At 52.2% G+C, this 24,760-nt stretch carries 20 protein-coding genes; 6 read left to right on the top strand and 14 right to left on the bottom strand.

The features are described from left to right. Positions 1 to 15 precede the first annotated feature (15 nt). From had to ACYQ8U_RS16285, 9 genes are all read right to left on the bottom strand, one after another. Entirely contained in the window at positions 16 to 1,089 is a 1,074-nt protein-coding gene (gene had, locus ACYQ8U_RS16325; RefSeq protein ID WP_459946621.1) for a 6-hydroxycyclohex-1-ene-1-carbonyl-CoA dehydrogenase, read from the bottom strand. A 37-nt stretch (positions 1,090 to 1,126) separates the two neighbouring features. Next, complete coding sequence (locus ACYQ8U_RS16320) at positions 1,127 to 1,942, bottom strand: formate dehydrogenase accessory sulfurtransferase FdhD (RefSeq protein ID WP_459946620.1); 816 nt, start codon at positions 1,940 to 1,942, stop codon at positions 1,127 to 1,129. After that, positions 1,939 to 2,622 (bottom strand): enoyl-CoA hydratase/isomerase family protein, encoded by a 684-nt coding sequence (locus ACYQ8U_RS16315; RefSeq protein WP_459946619.1) that lies wholly within the window; start codon positions 2,620 to 2,622, stop codon positions 1,939 to 1,941. Before ACYQ8U_RS16315 ends, ACYQ8U_RS16320 begins: the two co-directional genes overlap by 4 nt. 149 nt (positions 2,623 to 2,771) lie before the next feature. Then, positions 2,772 to 3,221 (bottom strand): GNAT family N-acetyltransferase, encoded by a 450-nt coding sequence (locus ACYQ8U_RS16310; protein ID WP_459946618.1) that lies wholly within the window; start codon positions 3,219 to 3,221, stop codon positions 2,772 to 2,774. Then, positions 3,218 to 4,084, bottom strand: coding sequence for a hydrogenase iron-sulfur subunit (locus ACYQ8U_RS16305; protein WP_459946617.1), 867 nt, complete (start codon positions 4,082 to 4,084; stop codon positions 3,218 to 3,220). The genes ACYQ8U_RS16310 and ACYQ8U_RS16305 overlap by 4 nt, the downstream gene beginning before the upstream one ends. 21 nt (positions 4,085 to 4,105) lie before the next feature. Beyond that, a complete protein-coding gene (locus ACYQ8U_RS16300; RefSeq protein ID WP_459946677.1) occupies positions 4,106 to 7,141 on the bottom strand; it encodes an FAD-dependent oxidoreductase in 3,036 nt (1,011 codons plus the stop codon). A 97-nt stretch (positions 7,142 to 7,238) separates the two neighbouring features. Next, entirely contained in the window at positions 7,239 to 7,787 is a 549-nt protein-coding gene (locus ACYQ8U_RS16295; protein ID WP_459946616.1) for a 4Fe-4S dicluster domain-containing protein, read from the bottom strand. A 14-nt stretch (positions 7,788 to 7,801) separates the two neighbouring features. Beyond that, the gene (locus ACYQ8U_RS16290) at positions 7,802 to 9,793 is read right to left on the bottom strand and encodes an aldehyde ferredoxin oxidoreductase N-terminal domain-containing protein (RefSeq protein WP_459946615.1); all 1,992 of its coding nucleotides are present in this window, start codon (positions 9,791 to 9,793) and stop codon (positions 7,802 to 7,804) included. A 115-nt stretch (positions 9,794 to 9,908) separates the two neighbouring features. After that, entirely contained in the window at positions 9,909 to 11,060 is a 1,152-nt protein-coding gene (locus ACYQ8U_RS16285) for a (Fe-S)-binding protein (RefSeq protein ID WP_459946614.1), read from the bottom strand. Between the two features lie 239 nt (positions 11,061 to 11,299). Between ACYQ8U_RS16285 and ACYQ8U_RS16280 the strand changes: the two genes are divergently transcribed. The 4 genes from ACYQ8U_RS16280 (at position 11,300) to ACYQ8U_RS16265 (ending at position 15,999) form a co-directional block, all read left to right on the top strand. Further along, positions 11,300 to 11,794, top strand: a complete 495-nt coding sequence (locus ACYQ8U_RS16280; RefSeq protein WP_459946613.1) for a MarR family winged helix-turn-helix transcriptional regulator — start codon at positions 11,300 to 11,302, stop codon at positions 11,792 to 11,794. Between the two features lie 130 nt (positions 11,795 to 11,924). Continuing rightward, entirely contained in the window at positions 11,925 to 12,710 is a 786-nt protein-coding gene (locus ACYQ8U_RS16275) for an electron transfer flavoprotein subunit beta/FixA family protein (protein ID WP_459946612.1), read from the top strand. A gap of 64 nt (positions 12,711 to 12,774) precedes the next feature. Next, a complete protein-coding gene (locus ACYQ8U_RS16270; protein ID WP_459946611.1) occupies positions 12,775 to 13,737 on the top strand; it encodes an electron transfer flavoprotein subunit alpha/FixB family protein in 963 nt (320 codons plus the stop codon). A 159-nt stretch (positions 13,738 to 13,896) separates the two neighbouring features. Further along, entirely contained in the window at positions 13,897 to 15,999 is a 2,103-nt protein-coding gene (locus tag ACYQ8U_RS16265; protein ID WP_459946610.1) for a (Fe-S)-binding protein, read from the top strand. A gap of 139 nt (positions 16,000 to 16,138) precedes the next feature. On the opposite strand, the gene ACYQ8U_RS16260 is transcribed toward ACYQ8U_RS16265, so the two are convergent. The 4 genes from ACYQ8U_RS16260 to ACYQ8U_RS16245 form a co-directional block, all read right to left on the bottom strand. After that, positions 16,139 to 17,821 (bottom strand): adenine deaminase C-terminal domain-containing protein, encoded by a 1,683-nt coding sequence (locus ACYQ8U_RS16260; protein WP_459946609.1) that lies wholly within the window; start codon positions 17,819 to 17,821, stop codon positions 16,139 to 16,141. Between the two features lie 217 nt (positions 17,822 to 18,038). Then, a complete protein-coding gene (locus tag ACYQ8U_RS16255; protein WP_459946608.1) occupies positions 18,039 to 19,730 on the bottom strand; it encodes a class I adenylate-forming enzyme family protein in 1,692 nt (563 codons plus the stop codon). 90 nt (positions 19,731 to 19,820) lie between these two features. Beyond that, positions 19,821 to 20,963, bottom strand: a complete 1,143-nt coding sequence (locus ACYQ8U_RS16250) for a cyclohex-1-ene-1-carbonyl-CoA dehydrogenase (protein WP_459946607.1) — start codon at positions 20,961 to 20,963, stop codon at positions 19,821 to 19,823. Between the two features lie 45 nt (positions 20,964 to 21,008). Beyond that, positions 21,009 to 22,151, bottom strand: a complete 1,143-nt coding sequence (locus ACYQ8U_RS16245; RefSeq protein ID WP_459946606.1) for a cyclohexane-1-carbonyl-CoA dehydrogenase — start codon at positions 22,149 to 22,151, stop codon at positions 21,009 to 21,011. Positions 22,152 to 22,601: 450 nt separating this feature from the next. Here ACYQ8U_RS16245 and ACYQ8U_RS16240 point away from each other — a divergent pair, with 450 nt between their 5' ends. Together ACYQ8U_RS16240 and ACYQ8U_RS16235 are read left to right on the top strand one after the other, a co-directional pair. After that, the gene (locus ACYQ8U_RS16240) at positions 22,602 to 22,808 is read left to right on the top strand and encodes a DUF2080 family transposase-associated protein (RefSeq protein WP_459946605.1); all 207 of its coding nucleotides are present in this window, start codon (positions 22,602 to 22,604) and stop codon (positions 22,806 to 22,808) included. Between the two features lie 4 nt (positions 22,809 to 22,812). Next, on the top strand, positions 22,813 to 23,277 hold the full coding sequence (locus ACYQ8U_RS16235; RefSeq protein ID WP_459946604.1) for a GNAT family N-acetyltransferase: 465 nt from the start codon (positions 22,813 to 22,815) through the stop codon (positions 23,275 to 23,277). A gap of 231 nt (positions 23,278 to 23,508) precedes the next feature. On the opposite strand, the gene ACYQ8U_RS16230 is transcribed toward ACYQ8U_RS16235, so the two are convergent. Then, positions 23,509 to 24,741 carry a hypothetical protein gene (locus ACYQ8U_RS16230; protein ID WP_459946603.1) on the bottom strand — a complete coding sequence of 411 codons (1,233 nt, stop codon included), beginning with the start codon at positions 24,739 to 24,741 and terminating at the stop codon, positions 23,509 to 23,511. Positions 24,742 to 24,760: the final 19 nt, after the last annotated feature.

The following is a 24,760-nucleotide window of genomic DNA, read 5'->3' as shown; positions in this document are numbered from 1 at the left end:
TTTTTAATATTGATGTTAAGGTACCATGATGGGACGCTGGTTGATCTTACGGTGGTGGGACATCTCAAACACCTCGTTGATGGAATCGAGCGGGAAGGTCTTGACAAACGGCTTGAGGTCCATCTTGCCGGCCAGGATCAGATCGACGACCGGTCGATAATATTCCGGCAGACATCCCCAGTTGCCCCGCGCCGTGGCATTGAAAGCCATCAGGTTGGACAAACGGACTTCCACCATGTCGAGGGTAAAGCCGACGATGGACAGGTGGGCACCGAAGGTTAAAAGACCGAAGGCGGTCTTCTGTCCGGCGGCGGTGCCGGAGGTTTCGAAAATCTTGATATGGGTGGTCGACCGCCCGGTTTCCTTGGCGACGCCGTAGACCTTCTTACGCAGGTCCTTGAAGGGAATTTCCTTGACATTAAAGGTCGCATCGACAGAGGAAGACAGATTTTCCAGCTTCAACGGATCGACGTCAATGGCTACCACCGCGGCACCGAAGCTTTTGGCCAGCAGGGCACCAAAACCACCGACACCGCCCACGCCGATAAACACGGCCAGATCCTTGTCGGAGAGACCCGCTTCGATAATTGCCTGATAGGGGGTGGTGACGGCGTCGGCGACTATGGAAAGTTCTTCCAGGGTGACGTCGGCGGCACCGATCGGCTTCATGTTTTCGTCGACAGGGATATTGCACAGCTGTTTGGCCGGCACGACGATATGGCTGGCGAATCCTCCCTGGATGTCATTGCCCGGCATTTTCTGGGTGCTGCAGATATTGCCGCGGCCTTCCTTGCAGGACTCACATTCGCCGCAGGGCATTACCGCCGGGACCACGACGGCGCATCTGTCCCAAGCTTCGGCACCGGGGCCGGTCGCCTGGACGATACCGCTGATTTCATGTCCCAGGGTCAGCGGCAGGGCCGATTTGACGGGAACACCGTCATAGAAGAAACCCAGATCCGTGTGGCACACACCGCAACCGCTGACTTTCAGCAGAACTTCCCCGGCCTTGGGCTCAGGGAGGGGAGATTCCACACGCTCCAGCGGTTGATTGGGTTTCACCATCTGCCATGATACCATTGTTGTCATAACGACTGCTCCTTATCATTTTTGTTGTTTATAGAAATTACAAGTCATGAATGAAATGTTCTTGCCCGTTATAAATGAGAAATTTATCACCCTTGATACGGGCGATCATGATCATGCCAAGATCCTGGGCGAGATTCAGCCCCATGTGCGTGATGCCGGACCTGGAGACGATGGCCGGAATTTCCATCAAGGCGGCTTTCATCACAATTTCCGAAGTGAGACGGCCGGTACTGTAAAAAAGTTTGTTTCGACCGCTGATCCGGTCAAGCCACATTTTCCCGGCGATGGTGTCGGCGGCGTTGTGGCGGCCGACATCTTCGACAAATATCTCCACCTTTTCGGTGCTGCACAGCGCACAGCCATGAACTGCACCGGCGGATTTATAAATTTCGTTATATGAGGCAAGTGACTTTATCAGCCCGCTCAACTGCGATTGGCGTAGGGTAATGGGGCGTAACTTCACGGCATAGAGCCCATCGATCATGCAGCTGAAGATAGTTCCCTGGCCACAGCCGGTGGTGACGGTCCGACCGGTGAGTTTCTCTCTGAGCTGCCCGCCGTTACCGTCTATTGTTTTTATATGTACGGAATCCGTCTGCCAATCAACCCGGACCGATTCAATGGTTTCGATCTCGCTTATCAGGCGCTGGTTGCGCAGATACCCCAGCGCAAGCAGCTCCGGGTGGGTGCCCAGCGTCATCAAGGTGACGATTTCATGGCCATCCACCAGGATCGTCAGTGGTAATTCCCCGGCAATCTCGACCTCTTTAGCCTCACCCTTTTCGTTTTTCACCGAAACGGTATGAGTAGGCCGCACTCCGGAATCGGTCATTTGGGGACGGTAATCGCTCACCTGTTTTTCCACTCGGGTCGGCGTTTTTCTTCAAAACTTCTGATGCCCTCGAGGGTGTCCTCAGTGTGCATCAACTGGTTGAGGAACATATCGTTGACGCTATCCATGGCGTCATCAATCGTCATGCCGACATGCTGGTTGACCGCCTTTTTATTGAGTCGGATGATCAGCGGACTGGCGTGCGAGATTTCCTTGGTCAGTTTGGCCACCCCTGTTTCCAATGCATCGTCGTCGAATAGATCGCACACGACTCCCATCTGCTGCATCGCCTCGGCGCTGTAGCGCCTTCCGGTCGTGCAGATCTCGATGGCCCGCGAAGGTCCTACCAGACGAGGCAGGCGGACTGCGGCATAGGGCGGCAGAAAACCGAGCTTGATCTCCGGTTGGCCGAATACGGCCGATCTGGCGGCCATAACTATATCGCAGGCAATGGCGACCTCCATCCCGCCTCCCAGGCAGGCACCGTTGACGGCGGCAATGGAAGGAACGGCGAGGGCATGAATCTGCCTGAGCAGAGCGTCGAAGTTCAGGATCATGTCCGGTGCCAGTTCAGGCTTGTGGTCGAGGACCTCGACACCGGCACACCAACTGGCCCCTTCGGCGGCAATGACCACGCATTTCAATTCGGCATCGCCGTTGAGTTCAGCCAATATGGCGGTCAATTCCTGCATCATAGCCATGTTCAACACATTGTGTTTCGGACGGTTGAACGTAATTCGGGCTATGCCGTTTTCTTGTGTTAACTGATGATAAGTAAGCTCCATTATGTCATTACCCTTTGATTCTGGATTTTTAAGAAAGATCGTCGTCTATTGATATATGATCTAGTTCATATATTTCGTTCCAGATTGATGGTTCTGGACGGACTGAATTGATTTGCGCTGAAAAAATGGATCAGTCCGGCATCATTCCAATCGACCAGGGTATTGATTTTGTTGACCCCGGTCTGACGTAAATGATCTATGAATTCATTCATTAACTTTTTACCGACCCCCTTGTGGTGATAGGAAGGATCAACGCCGATGGTATCCAGGCTCGCCACCTCTTGAAAAATACCGAATTGCCCCATATAGAGTTCACCCATCAAAAAGCCCACTACGGCCCCATTATCTTCCGCCACAAATGATGTGGGCAGATAATCCCTGGAGGCAAAAAGCCTTTCAAACTTGAGCTGATAATACTCCAGACGGGAAGTGTTGGTAATTTTCTCATCGATTTTGAGGATTGCATCGAGATCGTTTTCCGTCATAAGGCGTATGGTAATGGTATCGTTGGTCATGGGAGCGCCCTTTCAGTCGAAGTGTTTTTATTTTTACTACCCTTTCGTACAATCGTTCGTTGATCCACGGGCAGCGGCGGCGGCACCGGGCCGCCGACAATCTTGGTGATCGCACCAAAGCGGGAAGGGCAGGCATTCAGACAGGTGCCGCACTTGATACACTTGTCCTGATCGATGACATGGATCACGCTCTTGCCGCCGTCGATGGCGTCCACCGGGCAACTCCTGGCGCAGATCATGCATGCCTGGCATTTGGCCGGGTCGATATAGTATGAAGCCACCTCACTAAACAGCCGCTTGATCTCCTCGAGGCTGAAATGATCTTCGTAGGTGGTTTCATCCTCCAGGCAGACAGTCAGTTTATCGTGTTTTTCAATCTTGATATAGGGGACCAGCCGGGTGATCTCGGTCATGGCCTCCTCGAGCTGTGCCGGTGTAATCTCATCGGATTGCCCTATGGGGCCAAGCTCTTTTATCGTTTTACAGAAATCGTCTACTACCGAGGCAAACAGGTTGCCTTCTCCGCCGGACATAAAGGCAATGTGCAGTCGCTGCGGATTGAGGCCGATATGCTCAAGGATCTTTTTACCGAGCAAGGCCAGGTTCAGGGCATGGTAATTGCCGTGGGTGATGTAGTTACATTCACCCAGGCGGCATCCGCCGATGAAAACGCCATCCGCTCCTTTGGCAAAGGCCCGCAGGATGTGCGCCAAATCCACCCGGCCCGAGCACATCAAGCGAACCAGTCTCATATTTGTCGAGTATTGCAGTCTGGAAACTCCAGCCAGGTCAGCCGCCCCGTATACTCACCAGTGACAGACAAAGCCGATGATTCTGGGGGTGAACAGGTGTCCTCTACTCATGTTTTACTCTCTCCTCGCTTGTCATTTTGCGTCTATAGGTTCGGAAATCAGCGCATCGATCTGGCACAGGATCTCCCGGTCGGTGAAATGCTTCAGGACAATGGCCCCGGTGGGACACACGGCGTTACACAAGCCGTCTCCTTTGCAGATCACCGGGTTGACGACGGCCTTCTGGCCCAGTTTGGTTTTGCGCAATTCAATGGCATCATAACTGCACACCTCGATACAGGCACCGCAGCCTATGCATTGTTTCTCGTTGACCTCACAGACCGCTCCGGATACGGTAACGATATCATTGGACAGCAGGGTCAACGTTCGGCCTGCCGCCCCATAGGCCTGATTTACTGCCTCGGGCATATGTTTGGGGTAGTGGGCCATACCGCAGAGAAAAACACCACTTGTGGCAAATTCAACAGGCCTGAGCTTGACATGGCCTTCCTGGAAAAAGCCGTCCGGCCCCAGCGGCACTTTGAACAGGCTTGCAATCTCCTGGGCGCTTTTTGACGGGATAACGGCTGCAGCCAGGACCAGCAGATCGGCGTCAAACTCCAGTTTTTTACCCAGGATCGGGTCGGTCAGGGCCACTTGCAAGACAGGTCTGCCGTCTTCGGCCTCGGCCGCTGCCACCACCGGCGGATCTTCCGGCGTCCAGCGAATGAAGCGCACGCCTTTGTGAGAAGCATCACGGTAGTATGTTTCGTTGAACCCGTAGGTGCGCATATCCCTGAAGGCAATGGCGACATCCATCTCCGGGTTGATCGCCTTGAGGTTCAGGGCGTTCTTGACGCTATGGCTGCAGCATACCCGGCTGCAGTAGTTGCGGTCTTCGTTGCGGCAGCCGACGCACTGGATCATCACCACGCTCTGCGCCCCGGTGACGGTATCATTTTCCCGGGCGATTCGTTCACCCAGTTCCAGTTGCGTCACTACGCGCTCATCCTGTCCGTACAGGTACTCAGTGGGCTTGTACTCTTCAGCGCCGATGGCGATGACTGCGGCCCCGTGCTCGATGACCGAAGGCCCTCTCTCGGAGGTGATCCGGGTGACAAAGTTGCCGACGTAGCCGGTGGTCTCGGTGATGACGGCCTCGTTGTAGACGTGGATCGCCGGATGGCGGTAGACCCTGCCGATGAGTTTGGCAAGATCGGCCTGGACGTTTTTGCCGTCGATGGTCGAATGGATACGACGCGCATTGCCGCCCAGTTCTGCCTCCCGTTCCAACAGGTAGACGTCGTGACCCTGGTCGGCAATGGACAGGGCGCAGGTCATGCCTGCCAGACCACCGCCGACCACCAGGGCCGCCCTGTTGACCGGCAGGTCGAACTCCTGCAAGGGTTCGAGGTTGATGGCGCGGGCCACCGACATGCGGACGATGTCCTTGGCCTTGGCCGTTGCCGCTTCCTTCTCGCGGGCGTGGCACCAGGAGCAGTGCTCCCGGATATTGGCCATATCTAGATAATATTTGTTGATGCCCGCTTCACGCAGGGTGTCCTGAAAAAGCACTTCCAGGGTCCGGGGGCTGCACGCGGCGATCACCACCCGGTTGAGCGATTTCTCCTTGACGGTGTCAACGATCGCCTGCATCGAGTTGGTGGCGCAGGAAAAGAGCTGTTGCTGGACATGGACCACGTTGGGCAGCGTCTCGGTATAGGCGACAGTGTCGGGCACATCCACCACCCTGCTGATATTGGCTCCGCAGTGGCAGACGAACACGCCGATGCGCGGTTCCGCGGCGGTATTGTCGGTCTCCGGCGGGTAGACCCTTTCGGTGGTCAGTTTGCCCCGGCGGTGGTTGAGCAACTCGCCGCATTGGGAGCCGGCGGCACTGGCAGTAAAAACTGATTCGGGGATATCCATCGGCCCCTGGAAGGCGCCGCTGACAAAGATCCCCGGACGGGTGGTGGCCATCGGGTTGGCGGAATCGATTTGACAGAATCCGTGGCTGTTGACCTCAATGCCGAACTTCTTCGCCAGACCCTGATAATCCTTGGGTGGGTTCAGCCCGACGGAGAGCACGACCATGTCGAAGGATTCCTCTTTGACCCCCTCGGATTCGGTGGCGTAGCGGACAATGACATTTTTTGTTTCCGGGTCTTCACCGACGATCGAGACATAACTGCGGATAAATCGGACGTCCGGGAGCTGCTGGGTCCGCTGGTAGAAGGTTTCGAAGCCCTTGCCGTAGGCGCGCACATCGTTGTGGAAGATGGTGCAGGCGGCATTGCTGTCGTGATCCTTGGTCAGGATCACCTGCTTCTGGGCGTAGGTGCAGCAGACCGACGAGCAGTAGCTGTTGTCGCCCTCGGTGTCCCGTCGGGAGCCGACGCACTGGATCCAGGCGACGTTATGGGGATGGCGCATGTCCGAAGCGCGCAGAATCTCGCCCTCGTACGGACCGGTGGCGCACAACAGCCGTTCGTAGTCCATGCCGGTGACGACGTTCTGCAGCCGGCCGTAGCCGTATTCGTCCCGGATCTTCGGATCGAAGACATCATAGCCGGGGGAGAGAATGACCGCCGCCACGTTCAGCTCGATTTTCTCCGGGATCTGGTGTAGATCGATGGCGTCGTTCTTGCAGGCCCCTTCACAGATCCGGCATTTCTTTTCCTTCAGGTACAGGCAGCTCTCGTCGATGTAGGTGATCAACGGGATGGCCTGGGCGAAGTAGATATGCACCGCCTTGTTGTCGGAGATTTCCTGGTTGTACTGATCGGGATACTTCACCGGGCAATACTCGACGCACACGCCGCAACCGGTGCATTTGTCTTCGATGATGTAGCGCGGTTTCTTGGTCAGCCTGACGGAAAAGTCGCCTTCCTGGCCATCGACGCTGTCAATTTCGGTGTAGGTGAGAACCTTGATATTGGGATGCCGGCCGACCTCGACCAGTTTCGGTGAAAGAATTCACATCGAGCAGTCGTTGGTCGGATACGTCTTGTCCAACTGCGCCATGTGGCCACCGATGGCCGGCCCCTTTTCGATCAGGTAGACCTTGAAACCGGCGGTGGCCAGATCCAGCGAGGCCTGAATGCCGCTGATTCCGCCGCCGACCACCATGACGTCTCCAAATTTTCCTTGACTCGAACCCTCAAAGTGTTGTGTATTCAACTGGTTTTCCACGGTTTGTTTCCTTTTTTTCGCAGGATTAGAAGCGTTATTTGAGATCTTTTGTAGAAGCAGCCATTCTCGCCACAGCATCCATGACCTTCTGCTTGCCGTGCTTTTCGATCAAGGATGTCAAGCCGATATCCAGCTTTTCCTGTTCTTCCACAACTTCAACCTCTTCTTCCCGTACCTCTAATACCAGTGCATCGGTGATGCACCACTTGACGCACAAAGGTTCCTCTTCTCCTTCGCACATATCGCATCTCAATGGCAGGCCCGAATCGGGTTCTTTGAAGTCCGCGCGGGATGGACATGGTGAACGGCAAAAGGCACACTCTTCATATTCTTTGCCATCTATAATATAAATGTCCCGTCCAGCGCATTCAGCTCCGGCGGACTCACCGGCATAGACCGGTATATAGATATCTTCCAGTGGATGGCGCAGAACCTGGACCCGGGATCTGGCTGGATTGTTACTGGAGTATTTGGGCTCGGCGTGAAAGGCTGAACAGATCATTTCACAGGCCCGGCAACCGTTACACAGGTCAGCATTAATTTTAATTGTTTTGACGATCTTTTTTTCGGTTGACAAAATCATACCTCCTTAAATACCTAGGCCATGGTTGGCTCTGAAGGTCTATCCTCATCTTCCGTATAGACACCTCGGCTCACAAACTCTTGGTAAACATTGTCTAAGCCAAGATCACGCAAAGACTCTTCTGTAGGGATACCCTGCTCGTTCCATCCTTTAAATGCGTAGTAGGTGTCTAAGAGCTCTTTTTCTAACTCTGGGAAGCGCTTCTTCCAATGATTTTCCGGTGGTTTGTCATCTTTTCTGCGCACACCTCTGGTGGTGTTGATGGCCCGCACCAGGGTACGATAGCGCTTGGCTGCCTTGGTCAAGCTCTCTTCGTCCATGTCAAATCCAGCCCCTGCGGAAATGAATTTTGGATAGTTGTGGATATGATAGGGCGGTTTGAGCGGAAACGATGACAAACCGGCACACATACCCAAGGCATCGTCAATGTAGTGCATCCGTTCCTGCCAATCAACGATATCGCAGCACATCGCCGGTGTCGGATAGTAGGGTATCGAATTGTCGCCGCGCAGCTCCCAGTCCAGGAAATACTGTTTGAATTTTTCATGCGGCACCTGGAACCAGTCCTTGACGAAGGCCTCCCGCTCTTCGCGGGTGGGGAATGGCGCTTGCGGGAACTGTCCCTCAATCTGGGTGATGTTCAGTTTCTCGCCAGTTGCGTACATGAGAAAATAGATGGGGTTGAGCATGGACAACTTGAGAGGCAGCTGCTCCGTCTTTTTTATAGTGTTGTGGGCATACTTCTCAGCGCCGTTACCGATCTGCTTGGCTGCCCAGTAAGTCCCGTTGGCCAGCACATCGCCGATACCTTCCCGACGGACTATATGATCCAGCAGCCAATAAAATCGCCCTTCGTTGTCTGCGGGCATACCCGGGAAGTCATCGTCTGTGAGTATCCCATCTGCCAGGAGTTCCAGAGCAAATGCCATAACCTGCGGAGCAGAAAATCCGTCAACCCCATACTCGGTGGCGGCCTGGGCAATCCCTAGACCGAACTGCAGGTCAGAGAAAGCCGCCATGGTATAGGTGAGTTTGGAGAAACATTTCATCATATATGTTGGCTTATCCGGTGGAGAAATGGTCGCGCCACATTTCATCGGACAATTGTAGCAGCTGATCAAACGTGTCTGCATGCCCTCCATGGTTGAGGTCCACTCCTTGGCGATCTCATCGGTCCAGAAATTTTTTCGACGCTCCCGTGAATTGCCCCACATGAAATTTTCGGTATGCCACTTTTCATCGTGGGTTTTCATCTCCTGGGGCGATCCAAGTCCCGAAAGGATGGCCATGACGCCAGGGATCGGATGCTTTTCACGGAACTGGATGTACTCCAATACCTCGTTGCAGAGGCCAATAAATTCAGCAGGCCGCGCTGTTTGAATATCCTTGTTCCCGCGGACGACAATGGCTTTTACTCCCTTGTCACCCATTACCGCCCCGAGCCCACCCCGGCTGGCACTGGAACGACCTTGTTCAATAGAGGCAAAATAGACCCGATTTTCACCAGCCATGCCGATGGCAGCAACCTGGGCTTTGGGTTCGTTGAGCTCATCGCAAATCAGTTTCGCTGTTTCAATGGCACCTTTGCCTTTCAGGTGTGAGGCATCACGGATCTCAACCTTGTCGTTATTTATCCATATATAGACCAGATTGGGAGATTTGCCGCGAAGGATTACCTTGTCATAGCCGGCGTACTTTAATTCCGGCGCCCAGAATCCGCCCATCATGGAAAAGGCCAGTAACTGATTCACCGGCGAAATGGTAGTGACGATAGTCCGGTTGCAGCCTATGGCCGGCGTTCCACATAAAAGACCGGTGCCGAAAATCAGCAGGTTTTCAGGCGAAAAGGCTTCGACTTCCGGGTCTACTCGATCCCACATGATCTTGGCATTTGTTCCCAAACCACCGAGATATAATTGACTATCTTCGGGATTAGTTGATACCCGTTCGATATTGCTCCGGGTCAAATCAATCTCTAGATTATAGCCTGTTTCTGCGTATCTCATTGTCTTTTCCTTGTACTGTCTGCTAGTTTACTTGAGTTTTCCCGGTAAAACTGAATAAACCGGAAAATCCACTATTGAGACTCTATAAATGAATTTCACCTGTGTCCGGCATAAGCTACATTGCTTCCTGAACTATTTCTGTAATGTCCTTAATTTCCAGCAAATCACCATATTCGAGGTTGAGACGGCTTTCCTCGAAGTTGGTAATGCAATATGGGCAACTGGTTACCAGCACCTGGGCTCCAGTTTGAACCGCCTGATTCAACCTGATGTCGGAAAATCTCTGGTCTTGTGGCGTGTCCATCCAAATTCTCCCGCCACCACCACCACAACAGAGGCTATCACGGCGTGATTCGGCCATCTCAACCAGTTCAAGTCCGGCTATCCTGTTCAAGACAGTACGGGGTTGGTCATATATATTGTTGTGCCTGCCGAGATAACATGGATCATGATAAGTAACTTTCTTCTCAACTGGATGGCTTAACTGGATGCGTCCCTCATTGAGCAGTTCCAATAAATATTCACTGATATGGACAACTTCAAAGTTGACCATGAATTCGGGATATTCGTTTTTGAACGTATGGTAGCAGTGGGGGGACGAGACCAGAATTTTTTTCACCCCATGATCGACAAAGGTCTTGATATTTTCCCTGGCCAGGGACGTGAACACCTGTTCACTGCCGAACTTGCGGATACTTTCGCCGCAGCAGTTTTCCTTGTTGCCCAATATGCCGAAATCAACTCCTGCTTTTTTGAGGATATTGGCCGTGGCTGCTGCAACCTTTTTCATCCTCGGATCATAACTCAGATAACAGCCGACAAAAAACAGCACCTCCATTCCTTCGGAATATGGTTTGACACCGTGCTCCTTTGCCCAATCCGCTCGTTTCTGCCGCTCTACCTGCAACGGATTCCCTTCTGAGATAAGGCTCGCTCTTGCCGTGCGAGCAGACTTGACTGATGCCGGGAAGACTTCATAGCCGGCGGCAACCCGCCGTAAAGAAACGCCGAGTTCAATCTGCTTTACTCCTCTTGGGCATTGTGCTGGACATCTTCCGCAAGTGGTGCATCGCCAGATGTCTTCACCGTCGATTTCGGTCAAACCAAAGGTGGCCTCACGTATGATTTTACGCATACTGAATTGCCTTACCTTGTTCCAGGGACAAACTGTGTCACACAAGCCGCACTGAAAGCAAAATCTCTGTGATTGTCCGCCGGCTTCTTCTATCTCTTCAACTACTTCTTTGAAAGGGGCAACTGTTTCCACTTTGTTTTGTCCTCGCTCTCAGTTTAAACGGTTGAATAACATGCTGCAGTATATTATAGTTAACATGTTACCATTTATTACATTAATAATTAATAGGTGTCAAGACTAAAATAAACCCCGAACGTTGCACCATTGAAAATGGCGAACATGAAACTATACTAAGCCCTGAACGTTGCTCCATTGAAAATGGATAACATTATGTAATTATTTCTGTTCTATACTGAACTAAGGATGAGGCTATGTCAAAAGAAACCGACCCAGCAGAAACCAACGAAAGTGGTTGGGGTGAATACAACTATAAAAATAACATGGACTTTGGTGAAAAAGTCATTGCTGTCCTGGTGCGAGCTTCTGAGACAATAAAAAAGGATCTCGATATTGCCTATAAAAATTATGGGTTGACTTTTTCCCAGTATAACGTTTTGAGAATATTAAATAATTCCAAGAATGGCCAGAATAAGGTGAGCATTACCAGCAAGATTATGCTGGTGTCCAGTTCCAATATTACCGGTGTCACCCAACGATTGGAAAAAAGCGGATTGCTCATGAGAAAGCAGGATCCCAGTGACGAGCGGATTACAGTTCTGGAAATTACCCCCAAAGGGGCAAGCATATTAAAAAACATTCAAGAAGAGCATTTGTCTAAAATTAACAGCTACTTGAAAGACTTTTCCATTGAGAAGCAAAGAAATTTGCTTGAGGATCTGAAACAGGTATACAAAGACGTACGCTAAGATTGATTTCCCTAAGAACAAAATTGTTGACACTGAATATGTTAACATGTTATGTATTAACATGTTAATGATATCTTGGGTGATAACTGTAGTTTCCCAACAATGCTTGATAAAATAGCAGGAGGATATTTTGAAAATTCTTACTACCGTAAAAAAAGTGGTTGATGTGGAATTGACCATTCGTGTCGAGTCAGGGGCCATTGTCGAAGAGGGGCTGCAATATGTCATGAATGCCTGGGACGAAAATGCGGTGGAAGCCTCTGTCCAGCTCAAAGAAAATAATGGTGCAGAGACAACACTGGTCAGTATTGGCGGCGGCGATGACAACACACAGATTATCCGTCGCGGCTTTGCCATGGGTATTGACAACGGTATCCAGGTCGATGACCCGTTGCTTGCTGGAGCGGATTCCTTTGTCCTGGCCAGGGTACTGCAAAAGGTTTACGAAAAGGGAAGCTATGATCTGGTCATAACCGGCAAACAAGCCCAGGATACCGATAATGGTCAAACCGGAATAATTCTGGCCGAGAACCTTGGAGTGCCCTGCGTCAGTAATGTGGTCGCCATTGACGTGATAGACGACGCGCACATCAAGGTGACGCGGCTGGGCGACGCCGGCAAGGAGATTGTGGAATTGAAGTTACCGGCGGTTGTCACGGTCAGCGATAGTATCAATGAACCCAGACTGCCGCAAATGCGTGGCCTTATGATGGCCAAGAAAAAGAAGATCGAGGTAATGGATCTGGCCGCACTTGGCACCTCGTTTGAGGGGGTCGGAGGGACTGATAATCGATCTGAAATTGTCGAATTCAGTAGATCTCCAGCGCGTGAGGCCGGCAAAAAATATGAAGGTGATGCCGCTGAAATCACCGCCCAGGTTGTTGATCTGCTAGTGAATGAGGCTAAGGTCTTATAAAGACAACCTGTCAATTACGAATATTTCATTGAATTAAATAAATTTATATAAGGAAAAAAAGATTATGGCTAAAGTAATCGTAATTGCGGATATCAAGCGAGGTGAGGTGAAGCGTAGCACAGCGGAACTTCTGGCAAAAGCCAGATCTATTGGTGCTGAGACTGCTGTCGTTGCTATCGGTTACAACCTGGATGCATTGATGCCTAACTTGATTAGTGTCGGCTCTGATAGCCAATATATTGCCGATGATCCAGGTCTGGAACTGTTTTCAGCCGGTCCATACGCCTCCTGTGTCGTAGACGCGGCAACCCAGTTTGGCGCCGACCAGATCTGGTTCGCTTCAACAGAAAGCAGCAAAGCTGTTGCACCAAAGGTGGCTGCCCGGCTCGGTGTGGCCTGTGCAACAGATATTACTGATGTGGCCTATGCTGGGGACAATATCGAAATTACAAGACCTGCCATAGCCAATAAAGTGATACAGCGGGTAAAAATAAACAGTGAAAAGCTCGTTGCAGTTGTCAGAGCAGGGGCTTTTCAGATGCCGGAGGAGGGCATTGCCGGCAGCGAAAATGTCATCCGCCTTGCAGCGCCGCCCACTGATCTGGGTGCTGTGGTCAAGGAACTGATAGCTGATGCCAGTGGAGAAATCGATCTGGGCGATGCCGCCATTGTCGTCTCAGTTGGGCGCGGCGTCAAAGATCAAAAAGGCATTGATCTGGTAAAAGGACTGGCTGATGATTTGGGTGCCGGTTTCGGCACTTCCAGGGCCATGGTCGACAGCGGTTTGATAGAGCACAACAAACAGGTTGGCCAGACAGGCAAAATAGTGGCCCCGAAACTGTATATTGCCGTCGGCATTTCAGGAGCGATCCAGCACCTTTCCGGTATGACCGGCTCGCAGGTAATTGTGGCTGTTAATAACGATCCTGAAGCACCGATCTTTAATGTCGCTGACTACGGCATAGTAGGGGATCTTTTTGAAGTTATTCCGATTCTCCGTGAGCAGATAAAGAGTATTCAAAGGTAGTGTTTTCTGGTAACTCTTAAAACTCAGCCAGTTTGGTCGAGGGCCGGAAAATCCTCTAATATTTGGCCAGGCTGAGTTTCTCGGTTTTCAGATAGTTCTTTTGTTTCAGCAGGATGTGATCATATAATTCCATTATATATACAAATTGAGGAGATAGCTTTGAATCCCTTGGTAATGGCTTTTCTGCTTTTTATTGCCCTTAGTGTATTCTGCTATTCAATGGTTCGTAAGATTCAGCTGCTCCAGGCACTGGCGCCTGCCAACAGAGCGAACCATCTGAAAGCACGTTTAAAAAACATGATGATTCTGGCTGTCGGTCAGCAGCGTCTTGTCGGCAGAGCGAAGGAAAGAGGCTCCGGAATTATGCATGCTTTAATTTTCTGGGGATTCTGCATTCTGTTAATTCGCAGCTTGATGCTCTACGGAGAAGGATTCCAAAAAGGATTTGAGCTGCCTTTCTTCGGCGAGCAACATCTGCTTGGCTACGCGTATATTGCCTTAAAAGATTTAATCGAAGGGATTGTCCTGGCCATGGTCATCTGGGCAATCTATCGTCGAGCCGTTGTCAAACCAGAGAGATTGCATAACAGCTTCAAAGCGTATTTGGTTCTAGTGTTAATCGGCATTTTAATGGTGTCTGATCTGCTCTACGACGGCGCACGATTCAACCTGGTCCAATTTCCTGATTTTGTAGGTGATATCCACATTTTCAACAATCCGCAATATGGCCCGGAAACTCTTTGGGCACCGTTATCGAAGGCAACAGCTGCGCTCATTTCCGGATTCAGCGCTGAGACCCTTGCTCTGCTGATGGGAGTCATGTTTTGGCTGCACATCTGTACCCAGCTGGTATTCTTAAATATTCTTCCCTATGGCAAGCACTTTCATGTGATCACAGCACTTCCCAATGTTTTTTTCAAAAGCCTGGGGTATCCCCATGAAAAGGCAAAACTCCTGGATATGGAGGATGAAGATGCATGGGAAAATGAATCATTGGGTCTTAATCACATCCACCAACTCGACTGGAAACAGGCACTGGATCTATTCACCTGTACCGAATGCGGACGATGCAAGCAGGTGTGTCCTACCTATACCACTGATAAACCACTCAATCTGTACGATTTTAATCTCAACCTGAGGCAGGAGCTGAATGATAATGAAGCTGCCATTATCCAAAGAGCAAAACTGTTATCAGGTGCAGAAAAAAGTGGCCATGATACCGATTCATCGAAAGAAAAGGTCCTGGCACTGAACAGTGAAAAACAGTTGGTCGGCGATGTTATTGCAGAGGACACACTCTGGGCATGTACAACATGTCGAGCCTGTGAAGAGGTGTGTCCGGTGGCGATTGAACATGTGCCGCGTATCGTTGCCATGCGCCAAGGACAGACCCTGATTGCCCAATCTTATCCCAAAGAGCTGAACCCGGCTTTAAAAGGTCTTGAACGTAACGGCAATCCCTGGGGTATTGGCTATGATAAACGCGATGAGTGGGCCAAGGGACTGGGCGTTACAACAATGGCGGATAATCCGGACGTCGAATATCTCCTCTGGGTAGGATGTGCCGGTTCGTTTGATGACCGAGCGAAAAAAGTATCTGTCAGTCTGGTGAAGATTCTGCAAAAAGCAGGCGTCAGCTTCAGTATTCTCGGGGTGGAGGAAAAATGTACCGGTGATTTTGCCAGAAAGGTCGGCAATGAAATGCTGTTTCAGATGCTGGCCCAGGAAAATATCGAAACACTCAATGGATATAACGTTAAAAAGATCATCGCCGCCTGCCCGCATTGCCTCAATACGCTCAAGCATGATTATCCGCAACTGGGAGGAAATTATCAGCTCATCCATCATAGCGAATTCATTGAGCAGCTTGTAAAAGAAGGAAAAATCAAGCTCAACCAATCGATGAAAGGCACGGTAACATACCATGATCCATGTTATCTCGGCCGCTATAACGACATTTACCGCCAGCCGAGGTCACTGCTGCAAGCTGTTTCTACTGATGAGATCAAGGAGATGGATCGAAGCGGCAAAGAAAGTTTTTGTTGCGGTGCAGGTGGGGGCCGAATGTGGATGGAAGAAAACATAGGCACAAAAATATATCTTGAGCGGACCAGGGAAATCGTCGATCTGCAGGCCACAACCGTTGCGGTGAGTTGCCCCTTCTGTCTGACGATGATCGAAGACGGTATCAAAGAAATGGAAAAGGTAGACACAGTCCGGACCAGGGATATCGCCGAACTGGTAGCGCAGTATATGGTGTAGTCCGGAAGTTTCTTGACTGGGAGCCTGTCGGACTCAAAAGCAGTCTCCCCTGAAAGAATATGTGCATAAGATGTGCATAAGCTCAATATCGATAATTTCAGGCAACAATTATCAAATTGTTGCCTGAACTTATTACATCTCAAAAGACGATCTTTCCCCTGCGCACGTCATAGACTCCTTCATAGGTCAGCCGAAGCTGCAAAGCAGAGGTGAAGGTTAAAAAGATAAGGGTCCACAGTGGATTGTCCAAATCCGTACCCAAGGATTGGAGTTCACTGTTCATATGACGGATCTCACTTGCCAATTCAGGCATCGGTTTCATCGAACATATTCCTCCCAAAGGCAGCGGGATGCTGGCGCGAATTTCGCCGTTGTGTGCGAACACGGCGCCGCCGCCAGTTTTCAGTGCCTCGGAGGCCGCCAGGGCCATGTCTGCGGGGTTGCTCCCGACCACCAGGAAGCCATGGTTACAGTGGCAGACGGTGGAGGCAAATCCGCCCAGTCCACGAGGGAATCCCTTGACGAAACCCCGCCCTGTCTTGCGACCGTCACGGGAGATCAGGAACGCCGGCAGGATGTCTTCAGGGGGTGCATAGAAACCGCTTCGGACCGGAAGAACTGCTTCCTCGGCACCGGTGACGGTATGGTTGACAAGGGTGATCACCGGCACCGTGGCGAGGCCGGGCCTTTCCGCGATCCGGAAACGATCGGGGTGGATGTCGGCAATCGCGAACGGGCGGCTGCCCACGACTGGGTCGGTCTGTTGATAGGCATCGGTCAGGAGTCGCCTCTCTTCGGCGACCAGGTCTCCCCTGGCGAAGACCAGCCGGGGTGTTGGCCTTTCCAGGGACGGTGCCACCAGAATATGGGCCAGGCGCCCGGGGGCGATGGCGCCCACCTCGTGGTCCAGGCGGAAATAGCGGGCCGGATTCAAGGTCGCCATCTGGATCGCACGTATGGGGTCGATCCCGCAGCGCACCGCCTCGGCGACCACCCAATCCATGTTGCCCCACTCGCTGAGGTGATCGGCGAAGATACCATCTGACACCAGCATGATCCGGCTGGTGTCGAAGGCCTCTGCCGCGTGCACCGCCTCGATGTATTTTTGCATGTCCTGCCGAATGGAGCCATGCCGCAGCATGACATAAAATCCCAGCCGGAGACGGGAGGTGACATCCGCTGATTTCAACGATTCATGGCACGAGAGAACCCCGCCGTAGGCCACTGCATTGAGGCGGTCCCAGTTGGCCCCGGTGGTATGCCCCTCGATCAACTTGCCCATGGCGCGCGCCAGATTTAACCGTTCCATGAGGATCGGATCCCGGTGCACAATCCGCAGGTAGGAGGCCGTTTCGCTGACCGAGACAATGTCGTCGCAGGCCATGGCCTTGGTAAAATCGGCCAGCGACCAGAGCTCACCTCCCTCGACCTCCGGATACGGCGGGGTTGCTGCCGGGGCCCCGCCCTTGATGGTCATCGGGCCGTGCTGCAGACTTGCAATGATGGCGAGATAGGCGTCCACCCCAACGGCGGTGGCCAGATCATGGCCATCGTTGAAGATGCAGGTGGTGCCCAGGGCGAGGACGCAGCGGGCATAGGCGAAGGGGTTGTAGAACAAGTCCATGTGGGCGTGGCCGTCGAAAAAACCCGGAATCAGGAAATCACCATCGGCGTCGTATATTGAAGCCGACGCTACGCCCTCGGTGGGAAAATCCCCGACATGGAGAATTCTGCCGTCGCGTATGGCCACGTCGGCCCTGAGAATTTCTCCCGAGTAAACATTGACCACCCGCCCATTGCGGATGATGGCATCAGCCTGCATCTGTTTCTCCTTTCCCGATTATAAACCTGTATGCGCTGCCGCATCATTGCATACTGCAAAACCCATGGGCAAACTTGACTAACTCCAGTTGGGGGATGGTTCGAATCGGAGGGGATAAACTTCACGAGCCGGTGGCGCCTTCTATGTTCAGCAAACCCGGTACGGCTCGTGACTCCCCCAGAGTGCGATTCGGCCATCACACCCGACCCTGACAATCTCACACTATATTTTTTCCCCCGACCTTTTCAAACAACCCGTTCTTCATGTCTTCCTCAGCTTGCGCTCTGGCCTTGTAGTGCAGCAATTTGCCGGTCGCCGTCATCGGCAGTTTATCGACAAAGCAGTAGTATCGCGGGCGCTTGTAGTTAGCCAGCATCGGGTGCTGGACGCAGAATTCATCCAGCTCGTCGGCGGTGACGGAACTTCCTGGTCGCACGACAACATAGGCGACTACCAATTGCCCCCATTTAGGGTCAGGCGTGCCGACGACTAAATTGCTGCTCACCGCCGGGTGTTCATTGAGGATAGCCTCAACCTGTGTTGGGTGAATATTTTCCCCGCCGGAGATGAACATGTCGTCTTTCCTGCCGACGATGGTCAGGTATTCTTTCTCGTTCCATTTGGCCAGATCACCGATATACAGCCAGCCCTTGTAATATTTGGCCTTGGTTTCGTCGGGCCGGTTGAGATAGCTGCAGGAACACTTGGTTGCGGCTCTGACGATGACCTCGCCCACCGTCTCGTTGTTTTTTTCCACATGGTCGTCCGGTTCGGCCAGCCGGTCGTGATATACGTTGACGACCGCCATGTCGTCATCGGTACAGGAGCGTCCCGCCGACCCGGCCATTTCCGGGAGATCGTAGGGGCGGAGAAAGGTATTCCAGAACGCCTCGGTACTGCCGTAGCCATTGAAAATATTGGGGGTGAGCATCTGCTGAAACTTGATGCAGGCCGCCCGCTCGAGCGGGGCGCCCATGGTAATGATCCCTTTCAAGCTGCTGAGGTCACGAGGATTCTTGGTTTGCTCATCGCAGAGGGCCGACAGGGTGACCGGCGCCCCGATCAGGAAGCTGATGCCATATTTTTCTGCCAGAGTCAGCACGGTAACGGCGTTGAAATGGCGGAGGGGAACCAGCCCTCCCCCGACGTAGAGCGTCGGACACGGACCTCCTGAATACAGTCCGCCGCGATGAAACCAGGGGGTCATATTCAGCGTCTTGTCCAGCGGAGAGAGGGGAAAGTGCATGATGACATCATGGGCACTGAAGATCTCATTGATATTGTTGAGAGGAACTCCTTTAGGCCTGCCGGTTGTTCCTGAGGTGTAGAGCCGGGTGACTTCGTCGTAAATATGGGTGGGCCGATCGATACCGGGCTCCGTCGTCGGCTGGTCACCGACGTACTGCTCAAAGGATATGGCGCCGGCAAATGGTTTGGCGGTTCCGTACATGTCGACCATGACGACAGTTTTGGGTTTGTGGGAGGCCGTATTCAGGGCCTTTTCAACCGTATCCGAGTCTGCGGCGTCGTAGAAGAAGATCTTTGGTTTGCTGTCATCGATGGTGGTGGCAATTTCACCATAAGAAAGGCGGAAATTGATCGGACAGTTTATGGCGCCGAGCTTTTGCGGCGCCAGATAAATAAATACCCACTCGGCACAATTATACAGCTGATACATGACGACATCGGCCTTGCTGACGCCGTCCGCCATGAGGGCATGGGCGAGACGGTTGCTTTCCTTGTTCAGTTCATGATAAGTCCACTGCTTTTCCCGCTCATAACAGGTCACCGCAATCCGGTCGGCGTACCTGTGGGTGTTGCGCATAAAGCCGTTAATATAGGTGAAATCATTTTCGAATGTGTCCTGAAACATTGAAATATCGTAGGTAAATTGCCGGTTCTGCGTCATAGAATACTCCTTTGCTGGGCATTGTGGACGGGCAACGATTTTCATTGAAGCCATCGTTCATTTATTTCATGGCACCTGCTTATTTTCGCGTTAGGAAAACAGCAGTTCCCGGCCGGTGACCATGCGGGTGATCTGATTGGTGCCGGTATAGATCTGGGTCAGCTTGGCGTCGCGCATCATCCGTTCGACGTGGTTCTCCTTCATGTAGCCGGACCCGCCCAGGACCTGGACCGCATCGGTGGTGACGTGCATGGCGGTGTCGCTGGCCATGGTCTTGGCCATACTGCCGTACAGCACCGCACTCTTGTCATGCTCGTCGACCAGCTCGGCGGCCTTCCGGGTCAGCAGGCGCGAGCACTCGACGGCGGTGGCCATGTCGGCGATCATGAACTGGATCGGCGCCAGGTGGGCCAGCGATTTGCCGAACTGCACCCGGTTCTGGGTGTGCTTGATGGCGATATCGAGGGCGCCCTGGCCGATGCCCACCGCCTGGGCGGCGCAGAAGATGCGGTTGATCGTCAGGGTATCCATCAGATTCTTGAACCCGCCCCCTTCCTCACCGATGATATTGGCGGCCGGAACCTCCATGTTCTCGAAGAACAGCTCGGAGTTGATCGAACCGCGCATGCCCATCTTGTTTTCGTTGCGGCCGTAGATCAGACCCGGGGTGCCCTTTTCGACGACGAAGGCGGTCATCCCCTTGGCCTTTTTCTCCGGGTTGGTCATGGCATAGACCACGATGATGTCGGCGACCGAGCCGTTGGTGATGAAACACTTCTGCCCGTTGATGATGTATTTGTCGCCCTGGCGCACCGCCCGGGTCTTCATGCCGAGCAGGTCCGAACCGGCGTTCGGCTCGGTGGCGCCGAGTGCGGTCAGCAGCTTCGATTCGCCGGCAAAGGGGCGCAGAACACGTTCTTTCAGTTCCGGGCTGCCGCCGTGGATGATCGGCAGCATACCGTCGGCCTGGGCAATCAGCAGCAGCGCCGTCGCGGCACAGCCCTTGGCGATTTCTTCCATGACCATGGCCAGAGTTAAAACCGGCATGCCGGTGCCGCCGTATTCTTCCGGCAGCAGGGGGTTGAGCAGGCCGAGCTCGGCAAACAGGTCGCGGGCATGTTCGGGAAAGGCCCCGGTCTCGTCGAGTTCCTGGGCCAGCGGGGCGATTTCCTTGGTCACGACATCGCGGACCATGTCGATCGTCAAGCGTTGTTCTTCAGTCAGATGTTTCATTGGTTTACCTCTTTATGATTGGTGCAGCATTTCGGGTTGGGCGATTCACGCGGTCTCTTTCAATAATTCCCTGGCAATGACCAGTCTCTGGATCTGGTTGGCGCCTTCAAAGATCTGGGTCAGCTTGGCATCCCGGAACATCCGCTCCACCGGATAGTCCTGCATGTAGCCATAGCCGCCGAAGACCTGAATGGCGTCGGTGGTAATCTGCATGGCGGCATCGGAAGCAAACAGCTTGCCCATCGAGGCGAGTTTGGTGTTGCGCTGGCCTTTGTCGAACTGGGCCGCCGCCCGATAGATAAGGCCACGGGATGCTTCAATCTTGGTGCCGCTGTCGGCAATAATCTGCTGGATCATCTGATGCTCGCACAATGGCTGGCCAAAGGTTTTCCGCTCCTTGGAATGTTTCACCATCTGGTCAAAGGCCCCTTCGGCAATCCCCAGGGCCTGGGCGCCGATGGCCGGTCGAGACATATCGAAATCCTTCATGGCCAGCAGAAATCCCTTGTCGACTTCGCCAAGCACATTGCCGACCGGGACACGAACCCCATCGAGATACATCTCCGAGGTCTTCGAGCCGCGTTGCCCCAGTTTCTTCTCGATCTTGCCCACCGTCAGACCCGGAGTGCCCCGCTCTACCAGAAAAAAGGTCAGGCCGTTCCGACCATTGTCGGAGGTGCGGGCCAGGACGGTGTAGTACGATGCGACCGGACCATTGGTCGAGAAACATTTGGTTCCGGAGAGGATATACTCATCGCCATCCCGTACCGCCGTGGTGCGCAGAGAACCGACATCGGACCCGGCGCCGGGTTCGGAAACCAGGTACCCCGCCAGTTCACGATTCTTGACGATGCGGGGCAGCACCCGGGCGAGAAGTTCAGGACTCCCCCCGTGTATCAAAGGGTAGCTGCCGACGGCCTGAATGATCAGCATCAGGGCGGAAGAGGCGCAGTGGCGGGCAATTTCTTCAACAGCGACACAGAGCAAGGTTCCTTGATTCTGCTCAGGTCCCCCATACTCTGCAGGGAATGCCATGGTCATCAGCCCCAGATCCCACAACAGCGTCAATACGTCTTTGTCAAGTTCACCGGTGGCGTCGATAGTTGCGGCCACCGGGGCGATTTTCTCTCTTGCGGCCTGGCGGATGGTCTCAGTCACAATGCGGGTTTCATCTGATTCGGCAAACATTGTTCCTCCTGCTTGTTGTTTTCTGGGTTGGTAGGATGATTGTGTCTTTCAGCAAACTCTATTTCATCAATCGTGCCAGACCGAAAGAAAACGCAAATACAATTATAACATATTGATATCTAATAGTTATTAATTCTATATGTGAACAATGTGCGATGTGCTGTATTTTGTATATGTAGACGATCGTATACATGAATAGCTTGAATAAGCCTTAAACCAGGCCTTCACTAGGGTGTACCCAAAGGGATACATGTTGACCAATGGATACGCTCCTTGGCGGGGCTCTTCACTTTGCAAGAGGGTCATTAGATTGCAATAATTTAGCCATATCGTATTCACTTCGCCTTGACCATCCGGTTATGTCATGGTATGAGATAGAAAAATATCAGATTCCCCAGGCTTCATGCATCTAATCTGATTTGAACGTAAAACCAATGAGTGATAGAATAGATGGAAAGCAAGATTAACAATAGTGATGACCCTGAACACCTCGCCGTCCAATCAGATCAGCTCAGTGCAAAGCGTGGAAAAGTCAAATTTGAGGTATTTGGTGAGGAAATGCTCGAAAAGGAGGTCAAACTCAGTGGAAACAGTGGGAGGGTATATTTACCTCCGGTCTGGGTGGGCCACCGTGTGAAGATCATAAGATTAGACTGAGGATGTGCTGAAAAAAATGAATCCAGATGAAATATCCATCTCTATCAGAAAGATGAGACTCGATGATATCGAAGATATCAAAAGAATTTACGAGCTTATCACACAAAAAGCCACGAAGGAAGATTTCAGGGAGTTGGTGGAAAATTCTTGCGAAAAGCGGATATTGGGGGCGAATTGTTTTGTGGCCGAATTCGAAGGCAAGGTAGTGGGCTTTATGATCAGTTTTGCTATGGCCTTCAGCTTTAGTATGGAAAAAAGCGCATGGATTGCCACCATGGGAGTAGAGCCAAGGTACATGGGGAAACAGATCGGAGCCCAGTTAGCAAGGGAGACTTTTGCGTTTTACAAAGCCCAGGGCATCACCAACCTTCACACCTCCGTGCAATGGGATGCCACAGATCTCGTCTCTTTTTTCAAGACGCTGGGATTTCATCGAAGTGATTTCATCAACCTGGAAAAATCCCTGTAACCCTGATCCCCATCCTTCTTCTCTTCCTTTAATGAATAATGGGCACCTTGATGCATGGTGCCTATGAATCCTGATTTTTACCCAGTTGGCGTTGGCACCGGTAGGTGTACGTTTGCTTACGGAAGCAGATCATTTGGCAAAGAACATCCACGCAAAAGCGTGGATGTTCTTTGAACTTTGAGATTTCAGAAGATCTATCGAAACATTCAGGGGACCTTTTCCTCGGGAGTCTTATTGTTTTGTCGCAGGGACTTTTTTGACCAGCGGCCATTTGTCAAAAAAGGTGTTGTAGTACAGAAAACACATGAGCCATACGAATTGGCCTGCCAGGATCCCCATGAGTGGGTAGCCCAAACCCATGTCGGTACCGCCAAACGGGATGTATTTGAATGCCTTTATCCATAAAAATCCGAGTGTAAGACCTACTGCCCACCATATGCCGATGCGGATAAAAATTCGCAGCGCTTGATTTTTCACCATTGCAGCCGTTGGCCAATCGTCAAACACATGGTGCCACAGAAGGGTGGCGATAACTACGGAGAGGGCGATCGAGGCAACAGCAACATCCGGAGGGGCGCCTGGTAGCAGATTTAATGGATGGATGAGCGCTTGAAGGACCTCTAGCTGCACAAACCCCATCACTATGGTGATGATAAGGCCGATGATGCCCATCCAGGGTTGTTTCTTAGCAAATAATTTCATGGGATAGTGTTCGCCGCCCTCTGCCGGAATCAAGAACCACCAGATAAAGCATTGTGCGTAGGCCACAAACGTTGGCCAGGATCCCATAGGCTTGGAGACGATTTCGTGTTCGCCGATCTGTAAGTGCCAGAAACTCGGTATAATAAGCGCAAACCAGGCAAGAAAGCAAAAATAAGAGCTCAACGACCAGGCAGCTACACTGTCCCAAGGCGCCTTGATGTTGCCGGCAAAGGGCCATTTGTGAAACAATGCGGCGTAACCGATATTGGCCATGATGACGGGGAGCGCGTAGAAGTTGCTGGCCTCCCACCCCTCGATGGCCAGTGTCACCTGATCAGCGGTTTGCGGTATGAAAAGTATCGCAAAGCTGAAGGGTTTCCACCACAGTCCGCTCAGCCCGACAATGACCAGAAAACCAACCAGACCAACCACTAAGCCGACAACGGAATACCAGATACCGGCCCAGGGCTGTCGGCTGGTAATCGAGTACTTGCCGTAACCGCCAAAGAGCAGGGCCTGCCAGATCCAGGCATTGATGACCATCCAGAAAAACGTCGCTTCTGCAAAGACCTGGACAAATTTCCCGGCGGTTTTGGCATCCACCTCCTGCAGCCCCGGTGCCCCGAAGGCCAGTATAATGCTTTTGGAAATCCATCCCCAGATCGGCCAGTAGATCAGGCTCAGGATGAAGCAGGCCACAGCGGCAACAATTCCCGTTGTGATCAAGCTATTGAAACTGTGTTTGACAATAAATTGACCCATAACTGTTTTTCTCCTGAAT

The sequence above is a fragment of the Desulfocastanea catecholica genome (assembly GCF_054657295.1).
This window is presented reverse-complemented; position numbering and strand designations above follow the sequence as displayed.

Bases quoted from the DNA above. Each gene is read 5' to 3' on its own strand.
- ACYQ8U_RS16245 (WP_459946606.1), bottom strand. From the start codon at position 22,151: ATGTTTGCCGAATCAGATGAAACCCGCATTGTGACTGAGACCATCCGC.
- ACYQ8U_RS16310 (WP_459946618.1), bottom strand. From the start codon at position 3,221: ATGACCAACGATACCATTACCATACGCCTTATGACGGAAAACGATCTC.
- had (WP_459946621.1), bottom strand. From the start codon at position 1,089: ATGACAACAATGGTATCATGGCAGATGGTGAAACCCAATCAACCGCTG.
- ACYQ8U_RS16280 (WP_459946613.1), top strand. From the start codon at position 11,300: ATGTCAAAAGAAACCGACCCAGCAGAAACCAACGAAAGTGGTTGGGGT.
- ACYQ8U_RS16240 (WP_459946605.1), top strand. From the start codon at position 22,602: ATGGAAAGCAAGATTAACAATAGTGATGACCCTGAACACCTCGCCGTC.
- ACYQ8U_RS16250 (WP_459946607.1), bottom strand. From the start codon at position 20,963: ATGAAACATCTGACTGAAGAACAACGCTTGACGATCGACATGGTCCGC.
- ACYQ8U_RS16295 (WP_459946616.1), bottom strand. From the start codon at position 7,787: ATGATTTTGTCAACCGAAAAAAAGATCGTCAAAACAATTAAAATTAAT.
- ACYQ8U_RS16290 (WP_459946615.1), bottom strand. From the start codon at position 9,793: ATGAGATACGCAGAAACAGGCTATAATCTAGAGATTGATTTGACCCGG.
- ACYQ8U_RS16255 (WP_459946608.1), bottom strand. From the start codon at position 19,730: ATGACGCAGAACCGGCAATTTACCTACGATATTTCAATGTTTCAGGAC.
- ACYQ8U_RS16230 (WP_459946603.1), bottom strand. From the start codon at position 24,741: ATGGGTCAATTTATTGTCAAACACAGTTTCAATAGCTTGATCACAACG.
- ACYQ8U_RS16260 (WP_459946609.1), bottom strand. From the start codon at position 17,821: ATGCAGGCTGATGCCATCATCCGCAATGGGCGGGTGGTCAATGTTTAC.
- ACYQ8U_RS16270 (WP_459946611.1), top strand. From the start codon at position 12,775: ATGGCTAAAGTAATCGTAATTGCGGATATCAAGCGAGGTGAGGTGAAG.
- ACYQ8U_RS16315 (WP_459946619.1), bottom strand. From the start codon at position 2,622: ATGGCTATGATGCAGGAATTGACCGCCATATTGGCTGAACTCAACGGC.